Consider the following 10,258-nt stretch of genomic DNA (forward strand, 5'->3'; position numbering starts at 1 on the left):
CACAGCCTTCAGGTGAGATCACCGAGTAAATACTGTGTGAGAGCATAATCACGCGGTCCGCCACCCCGATACCCAGCGCACCACCAGAACCGCCTTCACCAAGCACAGTAGCAATCACAGGTACTTTCAAGCTGGAAAGTTGTGCCAGACTGGTGGCAATTGCCTCCGCCTGACCTCGTTCTTCCGCACCCACCCCTGGATAGGCACCCATGGTATCAACAAAAGTGAATACTGGAAGATTAAAACGTTCAGCCATGTCCAGTAAACGTTGTGACTTACGATAGCCTTCAGGGTTACACATCCCAAAGTTGTGCTGTAGCTTTTCACGGGTGCCACGACCACGATGCTGCCCCACCACCATGACAGGCTGTCCGTCAAAACGTGCCAAGCCACCAATCATGGCACCATCGTCACCATATAAACGGTCGCCATGCAGTGCATCAAACTCAGTAAAGATTTCACTGACATAATCGAGAAATTGCGGACGCTCAGGATGTCGTGCAATTTGAACCGTAGCCCACGCCTTGGACTGAGTCGCTTTATTTTTCATAAATCAAAAATGATCCATAACAATATGGTTAATCAATAAATTTGTCTGACTGAATATTTAACTCAATGTCCCAATGCTTGAATTGCACCTGCTCATCATGCAGGTCTGCAACCAGTAAAGGCCATTGTTTAGCATCGCCAGAAACGCTGAGTTGCCATTGTTGATCATTTACCACACTCAGTTCAATGGCAGGAAGCATCTGATCACTGCGACTATGGTTCAGCAAAACTGCGAGGCGAAGCAACAGGCAAAGATAAAGTAAATGACTGCCGCCCACCTTTAACACATCATTCTTGGCATCGGCACGCAGTTTACGCCGATGGTGCGAAACCAGATGTGAAAGATGGTTTTGATCAATCTGTGAGAAGCCTGGAATATCTGAATGCTGCAACAAATAGGCACCATGACGATGATAGCCACCATGGCTAATCGCCAAACCAATTTCATGTAAATAGGCGGCACGACGCAGTAAGTCACTGTCTTCTGTGGTTAAATGCAACGCTCCAGCCACACCATCAAACAATTGCTGGGCAGTATTCACCACACGTTCAGCCTGCTTTGGATCTGCGTTATAGCGCCCCATCAAGGCCTGTACACTGCGGTCACGAATGTCTTCATGCTTGAAACGGCCCAACAGGTCATACATCACGCCTTCACGCAATGCACCATCTGAATATGCCAACTTATCAATATTCAAAACGTCAAAAATTGCATACAAAATTGCCATACCTGCTGGCAAAACTGCTCGGCGGTCTTCACGCAGTCCTTCAAAATCAATTTCAGAAACATGCTTAAATTTAAGCAGGCGATCCTTTAGCTTAGACAGCCCTTCATGTGTTAGGTTTTCCTGTTCATCACTCAGCCCCAAATTGACTGCAATCTGACGGCATGCCTTGATGGTTCCACTCGAACCAACAACCGTATCCCAGCCTTCATTCTTATAAGTATTGGCTATCGCAGACATTTCCTTGCGTGCCGCAACTACCGCCTTGTCAAAGGCCTTGGTGGAAATCTCACCATCAGGGAAATATGCCTTACTATAAGCCACACAGCCCATTTGCAAAGATTCAGTGTGTAGTGGCTCGAACTCCTCACCAATAATAAATTCGGTTGAACCACCACCAATATCGACCACCAAACGTCGTCCGCCATTGGCCATGGTATGTGAGACACCAAGATAAATCAGGCGGGCCTCTTCACGGCCTGCAATGATTTCAATGGGTTTTGGCAAGATTTCCGCAGCTTTCTGGATAAACTCATGGCCATTTTTTGCCTGTCTCAGCGCATTGGTCGCCACAATTCTTAAACGGTTGGGTGGCACAGAACTTAAACGACCCACAAAACGTGCCAAACAGGCTAGTCCCCGCTGTTGTGCAGCCTCGGTTAAATTCTTGTTTTCGTCCAGTCCCGCTGCCAACTGTACTTTTTCTGACATTGAAGCAACTTTTTTCACTTCACCGTGATCAACACGAGCGATTGCCAAATGGAAACTATTTGAACCCATGTCAATCGCGGCAAGTAATTCTTCATCAATCAGAAAATCAGACATTATTTATATAAACCCATACACCATTCAGGCATTAGAGTAATTCACACGCCAATAATTTTAAAGTCATTTTCAGCAATAAAATTCGCGTATCTTCACTTTTATCAAGTAAATGATTGTATAAGTCGATGGTCAACATCGTGAGCATCCATTAGACTTTTTATTTTCAAACTTGAATAATCAGAACAAACCCTTACATTGAGTAAAGTAGCAATGTAATATTCATCGTGATGATGATCAAATTCGCACTTTATTCCTTAAATTTGGAGCAACCTCATGTCTGCGACTATTGTTAATACAACTGATGAAAACTTCCAAGCAGATGTTTTAGATGCTGAAACTCCTGTACTTGTTGACTTTTGGGCTGGCTGGTGTGCGCCTTGTAAAGCCATTGCACCTGTACTTGAAGACTTGTCAAATGAATATGCAGGCAAGGTGAAAATCGTTAAGGTTGACGTGACTGCATGTGAAGACACTGCCGTGAAATACAACATCCGTAACATTCCAGCATTATTGATGTTTAAAAATGGTGAAGTTGTGGCACAACAGGTGGGTGCAGCGCCGCGTTCAAAACTTGCGGCATTTATTGACCAGAACATCTAATTGCTGGATGTAGCTGCCAATTAAAAGAAATACACTATTACAGATAGTGTATTTCTTCGTAAAAATTGACAAATTCCCTGATTTCCCTTATATTACTGGATCAAGAAGCCCTGAATGGTATCTACTTCATTACGCTTCTTACAAGACACAAAACATAAGATCGCCGCTCGGCAATAAACAATTGTTTTCACATTTCTCTCTGAAACAATGAACTAAGCTACTGAATCGTGGTTGTGTATCTACAATTACATCAGCGTCTATGTATGCGGTCGATTTTTTATTCTTTTCCCAACATTATCCTCCACTTATTCCATTCTGTCTGACCACTTATGAACTTAACTGAACTCAAGAAAAAACCCATTGGCGAACTCATTAAGATTGCGGATTTTATGGGCCTTGAAGGCATGGCACGTAACCGTAAACAAGATATTATTTTTGCCATTTTAAAGCGCCATGCCATGAATGGCGAAGAAATCTTTGGTGATGGTGTTCTCGAAATTCTCTCTGATGGTTTTGGTTTCCTACGATCGGCTGCTGGTTCATATTTGGCAGGACCAGATGACATTTATGTCAGCCCATCCCAGATTCGCCGTTTCAACCTGCGTACAGGTGACACCATTACAGGTACAATTCGTCCACCAAAAGAGGGTGAGCGTTATTTTGCACTGTTAAAAGTGAATCAAATCAACTATGACACGCCTGAAAACTCACGTAATAAAATTTTATTTGAAAACCTGACGCCATTGTTCCCAACTGAACAGCTAGTGATGGAACTTGGCAATGGCACAACTGAAGACCTAACCGCACGTGTGGTTGATCTGGTTGCACCGATTGGTAAAGGTCAGCGTTCAATTATTGTGGCACCACCGAAAGCGGGTAAAACCATGTTGTTGCAAAATATCGCCCAGTCGATTGTACGCAACAACCCTGAAGTATTTTTGATTGTACTTTTAATTGACGAACGTCCTGAAGAAGTTACTGAGATGGAACGTACTGTTCGTGGTGAAGTGGTTGCATCAACCTTTGATGAAGCGCCTGCCCGCCACGTTCAGGTTGCTGAAATGGTGATTGAGAAAGCCAAACGTCTGGTTGAGCACAAGAAAGATGTTGTGATTCTGCTTGACTCCATTACCCGTCTTGCACGTGCCTACAACACCGTGATTCCATCATCAGGCAAGGTACTTACAGGTGGTGTGGATGCCCATGCCCTTGAACGTCCGAAACGTTTCTTTGGTGCGGCACGTAATATTGAAGAAGGTGGCTCATTGACCATCATCTCAACTGCCCTGATTGAAACAGGCAGTAAAATGGATGATGTCATCTATGAAGAGTTTAAGGGTACAGGCAACCAGGAAATTACACTGGATCGCCGTATTGCCGAGAAACGCGTGTTCCCTGCCATGAACATCAAGAAATCAGGCACCCGCCGTGAAGAACGCCTCATGGATGAAGATAATCTACGCAAGGTCTGGATTCTGCGCAAACTCCTCCATCCTATGGATGAGCTGGCGGCAATGGAATTCTTACTGGATCGTATGAAAGAAACCAAGACCAATGATGATTTCTTCGACCAGATGAAGCGTAAAGCGGCAAACTAACCACGGTACCTCATTAAAAAAGCCACCTTTTATGGTGGCTTTTTTAATTCGGTTGACACCGTTACATATTATTTACACATTATTTAAAAATCCCACATAAAATTTAACTTATTGTTTTTTAAAACAATGAATAAAATTTAAAGACCTAAAACAACAAATATCCGATTTAAAATTACTTTTCCATAGTTATTTTCTATCAAAAATTAGCCAATTTTTGTCATTTTTTGTCGTTTTGTTGGACAGGGCTGTAGTAATTCATGATTTGCTTTGATAGGATAGCAGCAGACCAGTTAGGCTGCTCCCTGCGTTGTTACCTAAAGCGTTTAGGAATAATAAAAGCACATACAGACTAACCCAGGTTTTTTTTAATCTCACAATTTTATGAGAGTGATGCCATGTTATTCAAGAAATTTGCTGTTGCTGCTGCTATTGCCACTACTTTAGCTTTCGTTGGTTGCTCTAAGAAAGAAGAAGCTCCTGCTGCTGACGCTACTGCTGCTGCTTCTGAAGCTGTAGAAGCTGCTACTGAAGCAACTGACGCTGCTACTGAAGCAACTGACGCTGCTGCTGAAGCGACTGACGCTGCTGCTGAAGCGACTAACGCTGCTGCTGATGCAACTGTTGTTGCTTCTGACGTTGTTGTTACTGAAGCTTCTGCTGCACAATAATCTACTTTTAGATTATTCAAAAAAGAGAACCGTTTGGTTCTCTTTTTTTATGCCTCATTTTTATTAAGTTCAAAAATTAAAAATAAGAACATAAAAAAGCAGATCAATCGATCTGCTCATTTCCAACACGCTGTCTAAATTTCTGGCCCGCCCTAAACGTAACCACTCGACGGGCAGAAATCGGAATTTCCTCACCTGTTTTTGGATTACGTCCAGGACGTTCGCGCTTGTCACGCAACTCAAAATTACCGAAACCTGAAAGTTTGACTTGCTCACCCGCAATCAATGCCTGGCTGATTTCGTCAAAAAATAACTCGACCATCTGTTTTGCTTCACGGCGATTTAAACTCGTAAGCTCACTTAAATGGTCCGCCATCTCTGCTTTTGTTAATGCTGTCATGAGGCCCTCAATGTCGCTTGGTAAGTGTCTTCCAACACTTGAATAATATTATCCATACCAGATTTAATTTCAGCATCTTCAAGCGTACGCGCTGGATGTTGCCACAACAATGCAAATGCCAGAGAACGTTTGCCTTGTTCAACCCCTTGCCCCGTATACACATCGAACAACCATGTTGAGTCGAGTAGATCCCCACCTGTTTGCTCAATTAACCGCTGAATATCTCTAACCTCAATATTATCAGAGATTAAAAGCGCAATATCACGTCTAACCGATGGAAAACGTGATAATTCTGTAAAATTAGATACATAAGATTGCAAAACCGCCTGCTGATCTAGTTCTGCCACCCATGTTGTGCTTAAATCCAGCTCATTTTCTAGTGAGGGGTGCAAACGGCCTAAATAACCAATCGACTGTCCATTTACCATAATTTCAGCAGACTGCCCAGGATGTAACCATGCACGTTCAGTACGGACAAACTCCGCCTTTACACGTCCAGCAGCCAGAATTTCTTCCACCTCTCCCTTGAAATCGAAGAAATCCATTGCCTGTGGCTTTGCATGCCAGGATTCAGGTGTACGCGACCCCACAGCAATCACGGCCAGAGTCGGAACCTGTTTCAGGTCATGAATACTTTGTGCATTTTGATAATCAAAACGTAAGCCCAGTTCAAAGAAACGGACACGCTGCTGCTGACGGTTTAAATTGTACTGGACACAAGGAATCAGGCTGGATAACAAAGTACTACGCATTGCAGCCAAGTCACTTGAAATTGGGTTGGCAAGCATCAATGGCTGTACGTTTGGATTTAATTGCTTCTCAAGTTTTGCATCGGCAAAGCTAAAACTAATCGCTTCTTGGTAACCCAATGCTGCAATAGTTTGACGTAATTGAGCGATTTCAAAACGATCTTGATATTTCTCCAATGTCACATCAATTTTTGGCAAACTGATTTGAATATTGTCATAGCCGTGGATACGTGCAACCTCTTCAATCAGGTCCTGATAAATAGCCATATCATAGCGATGTGATGGTGGAACTACGCTCCACTCACCTTGTGCTTTGGTTTCCACCACACAGCCCAACCGTGCTAACGCATCGGCAATAAAATCACCCGCCACTTGATATCCAAGTAACTGATCAACCTGTGCCTGTTTCAATACAATTGCTTCACGTTTTGGCAATAAGCTCGTTTGTTCAGCCACTGTAATTGGACCAAAATCACCGCCAGCAAATGCTTGAATCAGTTCAGAGGCACGGTGCATTGCGATCATCGGCAACTCAAAATCAACACCGCGTTCATAACGTTGCGATGAGTCAGTATGCAAACCAAAACGACGAGCGCGACCAGCAATGGCTAAAGGTGCAAAGAACGCACTCTCAAGGAAAATATCTTGTGTATCATCAGTCACCGATGAATCCAAACCACCCATAATGCCTGCAATTGCCAATGCTTTCTGATCATCGGCAATGACCATGATGTCATCTTGCAATTCAACTTCTTGATCATTGAGCAAGGTCAGTTTTTCTTGTGGCTGCGCTTGGCGCACTTGAATTGAACCTTCGATTTTGGCCAAATCAAAAGCATGCATCGGCTGGCCCAACTCAAGTAATACATAGTTGGTAATATCCACTAAAATACTATGGGTACGGATGCCTGAACGTGCCAGTGCCTGCTCCATCCAATCAGGTGTAGCCGCCTTAACATTGACATTTTTAATGATACGACCTAAATAACGTGGCGTACCTTCTGTGCTGATGTTGACCACTTTCTCATCAGAAATATTTGCTGCAATTGCCTGAATCTTCGGCTCATTCACTTCAAGCTGGTTAATGACTGCGATTTCACGGGCAATCCCACGAATACTAAAGCAGTCACCACGGTTTGGCGTGATACTGATGTCAATCACATTGTCATCAAGTTTTAAATATTCACGAATATTGATTCCCACTGGTGCATCAGCAGGTAACTCCAACAAACCATCAATTTTGTCTTCTAAATCAATTTCAGAAGCACCACAGAGCATCCCTTGTGATTCAACACCACGCAGCTTGCCTTTTTTAATTTTGAAATCGCCTGGTAATACTGCACCGATCGTTGCAACAGGTGCTTTCATGCCCACACGGACATTTGGCGCACCACAGACAATCTGCAATGGTTCACCTGAACCAATGTTCACTGTTGTGACACGTAAACGGTCTGCATCTGGATGCTGTTCAACCGTAAGGACTTCACCAACAACCACACCAGTAAACGGTTTTGCAACAGGCGCTAACTCATCGACTTCCAAACCTAACATGGTCAATTGATCAGACAATGTATCGCTATCAATGGCTGGATTCACCCAGCTGCGCAACCAATTTTCACTAATTTTCATTTGTATAAACCTTCTTTAATCCTGAAAAACTGTTTAGGCAAATTGGCGTAAGAAACGCACGTCATTTTGGTAGAACATACGCAAATCATTGATGCCATAACGCAACATTGCAAAACGTTCTACCCCCAGACCAAAGGCAAAGCCTTTGTATTTATCAGGATCAATTCCTGCGGCACGCAATACATTTGGATGCACCATGCCACAGCCTAAAACTTCTAACCAACGGCCACGTTCATCCATAATATCCACTTCTGCACTTGGCTCTGTAAATGGAAAGTAAGATGGACGGAAACGTACTTTTAAATCTTTTTCAAAGAACTCATTGAGTAGGTTAATCAATAAACCTTTTAACTCAGCAAAGCTGGTATTTTCAGCAACGTACAGACCTTCGATCTGATGGAACATTGGCGAATGGGTTTGATCTGAGTCACAACGATACACACGACCAGGACACACGATACGAATTGGCGGCTGACTGTTTTCCATAGTTCGAATTTGCACGCCCGAAGTATGGGTACGAAGCAAATGGGTTGCGTCAAAATAGAAAGTGTCATGCATCGCACGGGCTGGGTGATGTCCTGGAATATTTAAGGCTTCAAAGTTATGATAATCATCTTCAACTTCAGGACCATAAGCGATCTGGAAACCCGCCTTGGTAAAGAACTGGCAAATACGCTCTTGTACTTGAGTAACAGGATGAATACTTCCCATGCGCTGCCCGCGGCCCGGTAAAGTAATATCAATGGTTTCACTTGCTAATTTTTTTGCAAGTTCAGCTTGTTGTAATGTCTGTTGACGCTCAGTCAAAGCTACATTGATCGCTTCACGCACAGCATGAATCGCAGCACCTTGTACTTTTCGCTCTTCAGGATCCATTTTTCCAAGTGCTTTCGACTGTTCTGCGAGCTGGCTTTTCTTCCCTGTAAATTGCACACGAACTTGATCGAGTGCAGCAAGGTCTTGAGCCGCTGCAATGGCAGCAAGCGCTTCAGTGGTCAGGGCTTCCAGTGACATAGTAACTCTCAAAGCAACAAAATATAGAAATATAATAAAACGCTATAGTCTATCAGCTTTTTACCAGTTTGATGAAAATAAACAGCGGTTTAAATAGCGTACTTTTGAAAATATAGACGCAAAAATAAAACAACAAGATACCTAAGCAGATCAACTAAAATTTCTGAAAAACTACTCAACAATTGAATAAAATGTATAAGATACCGATATCGTCAATGAGAAAGAATAACGATGGCGCTTGATCAAATCTGGAAACAACAGCTTACCCTAGTGACTTATGGCAATGAATTTCTTGCAGGAAATCTCAATTTTAGCCGTTGGGTCGAACATCCTATTTTTGATCACCAGTGCCTGACTTTCCGTGACCTGTTATCACAACGTTTACTGGCACAGCACTTCCAGATTTGGCTGGAGGGACTGAAAAAACAGGGCGTTACCAAACTCAGTCTACACTTATCCACTTTATTGAATGAAGAGCAAAACCCAAACCCGAATGTTGAGCTACTTCCCTTTGCACACTTTATGGTTAGCCATCAAGCCAATAAAAAAACTGCATGGATTTGTGGACAGGAACTGGCTGAATGGTATAACAGTGACAATGCGTTTGAAGTGCCTGTTTCACAGAAAATCACACTGGGACAGCAAACCTTTTGGGGTTATGAACTGAATGACAAACTTGTCAAAAAAATAAATGCTGATTTACAAAATGTAAACTGGAATAATGTCGTAGTTTTTCTGGAACGTGAGCTTTTTGACAGTAAATATGCCCCGCATTTCCCTGAACCAGAACAGCAAGACTTTCCATTTTATGGCTATAAGGTTGATCCCACCCATCTTTCAAGCCAGCAGCTTGCATTGATTCCAACAGATTATCCAGCGGATTGTGCCCATTGTTTATTACATCGCACTCAGGCCTTAGCCGACTATCTGGAAGAAAAAAGACGCCATCCCTATCATGATTCAGGTGAGCTGATTGACCCTGAGGAGCAGATCAATTTACGCAACTTTGCCCAGAAAACCGATGACTTATTTGCCAAGCTGATTGTCAAAACAGCTAACCATTACCAAACTGCACAGATCACTGCTGAACCTGAAATCATCGACAGAACTATGGAAACATCACAGCATTTTAATCAGGCTCACCAGCATAAGGTTGGAACATCTGGTGTGATTAAATTGATTATTCTCACGGTGATTATCTGTATCTGTGCGTATTATTTTGGGCTGTAAATTCCCCATAAAAAAGACCGCTAAAAAGCGGTCTTCTTTGAATCTCTAAGCTTATGCAGCTAATGCACCTTTGGCTTTTTCAGCCAAAGCAGCAAATGCAACCGCATCATGCATAGCGATGTCAGCTAATACGCGACGGTCGATGATCACTTGAGCTTTTTTCAAACCATCGATCATACGGCTGTAAGACAAACCGTTAAGACGAGCACCAGCATTGATACGCGCAATCCATAAAGCACGGAATTGACGTTTCTTTTGACGGCGGTCACGG

General features: G+C 43.1%; 10 protein-coding genes. 4 read left to right on the top strand and 6 right to left on the bottom strand.

Annotated elements, in window-relative coordinates:
• On the bottom strand, positions 1–550 hold a 550-nt coding region (locus B4H32_RS03000), incomplete at its 3' end, for a carboxyl transferase domain-containing protein (RefSeq protein WP_286799769.1).
• Between the two features lie 28 nt (positions 551–578).
• Positions 579–2,099, bottom strand: a complete 1,521-nt coding sequence (ppx, locus tag B4H32_RS03005; protein ID WP_004675705.1) for an exopolyphosphatase — start codon at positions 2,097–2,099, stop codon at positions 579–581.
• Positions 2,100–2,372: 273 nt separating this feature from the next.
• On the opposite strand from ppx, the gene trxA reads away from it, so the two are divergent.
• From trxA to B4H32_RS03020, 3 genes are all read left to right on the top strand, one after another.
• Positions 2,373–2,699 (top strand): thioredoxin, encoded by a 327-nt coding sequence (gene trxA, locus B4H32_RS03010; protein WP_004675702.1) that lies wholly within the window; start codon positions 2,373–2,375, stop codon positions 2,697–2,699.
• A 329-nt stretch (positions 2,700–3,028) separates the two neighbouring features.
• Positions 3,029–4,297 (top strand): transcription termination factor Rho, encoded by a 1,269-nt coding sequence (gene rho, locus B4H32_RS03015; protein WP_004675700.1) that lies wholly within the window; start codon positions 3,029–3,031, stop codon positions 4,295–4,297.
• Between the two features lie 395 nt (positions 4,298–4,692).
• Entirely contained in the window at positions 4,693–4,965 is a 273-nt protein-coding gene (locus B4H32_RS03020; RefSeq protein WP_004683035.1) for a hypothetical protein, read from the top strand.
• Positions 4,966–5,068: 103 nt separating this feature from the next.
• Here the strand turns inward: B4H32_RS03020 and B4H32_RS03025 are convergent, their stop codons facing one another.
• From B4H32_RS03025 to pheS, 3 genes are read right to left on the bottom strand one after another with little or no spacing between them, the layout of a single operon-like run.
• A complete protein-coding gene (locus B4H32_RS03025) occupies positions 5,069–5,365 on the bottom strand; it encodes an integration host factor subunit alpha (RefSeq protein ID WP_004664224.1) in 297 nt (98 codons plus the stop codon).
• A complete protein-coding gene (pheT, locus tag B4H32_RS03030; RefSeq protein WP_286799780.1) occupies positions 5,362–7,743 on the bottom strand; it encodes a phenylalanine--tRNA ligase subunit beta in 2,382 nt (793 codons plus the stop codon). The genes B4H32_RS03025 and pheT overlap by 4 nt, the downstream gene beginning before the upstream one ends.
• Before the next feature lie 33 nt (positions 7,744–7,776).
• Entirely contained in the window at positions 7,777–8,757 is a 981-nt protein-coding gene (pheS, locus tag B4H32_RS03035; protein WP_286799782.1) for a phenylalanine--tRNA ligase subunit alpha, read from the bottom strand.
• 231 nt (positions 8,758–8,988) lie between these two features.
• On the opposite strand from pheS, the gene B4H32_RS03040 reads away from it, so the two are divergent.
• Positions 8,989–9,987: a hypothetical protein gene (locus B4H32_RS03040; RefSeq protein ID WP_004683038.1), complete on the top strand. Its 999-nt coding sequence runs from the start codon at positions 8,989–8,991 to the stop codon at positions 9,985–9,987.
• A gap of 51 nt (positions 9,988–10,038) precedes the next feature.
• Here the strand turns inward: B4H32_RS03040 and rplT are convergent.
• On the bottom strand, positions 10,039–10,258 hold a 220-nt coding region (gene rplT, locus B4H32_RS03045), incomplete at its 5' end, for a 50S ribosomal protein L20 (RefSeq protein WP_286799789.1).

It is taken from the genome of Acinetobacter sp. UBA2063 (assembly GCF_002333245.1).
GTDB classification, from domain to species: Bacteria; Pseudomonadota; Gammaproteobacteria; order Pseudomonadales; family Moraxellaceae; genus Acinetobacter; species Acinetobacter parvus.

Coding starts and splice junctions, on each gene's coding strand:
- B4H32_RS03025 (WP_004664224.1), bottom strand. CDS start 5,365: ATGACAGCATTAACAAAAGCAGAGATGGCGGACCATTTAAGTGAGCTT.
- ppx (WP_004675705.1), bottom strand. CDS start 2,099: ATGTCTGATTTTCTGATTGATGAAGAATTACTTGCCGCGATTGACATG.
- B4H32_RS03020 (WP_004683035.1), top strand. CDS start 4,693: ATGTTATTCAAGAAATTTGCTGTTGCTGCTGCTATTGCCACTACTTTA.
- B4H32_RS03040 (WP_004683038.1), top strand. CDS start 8,989: ATGGCGCTTGATCAAATCTGGAAACAACAGCTTACCCTAGTGACTTAT.
- trxA (WP_004675702.1), top strand. CDS start 2,373: ATGTCTGCGACTATTGTTAATACAACTGATGAAAACTTCCAAGCAGAT.
- rho (WP_004675700.1), top strand. CDS start 3,029: ATGAACTTAACTGAACTCAAGAAAAAACCCATTGGCGAACTCATTAAG.
- pheT (WP_286799780.1), bottom strand. CDS start 7,743: ATGAAAATTAGTGAAAATTGGTTGCGCAGCTGGGTGAATCCAGCCATT.
- pheS (WP_286799782.1), bottom strand. CDS start 8,757: ATGTCACTGGAAGCCCTGACCACTGAAGCGCTTGCTGCCATTGCAGCG.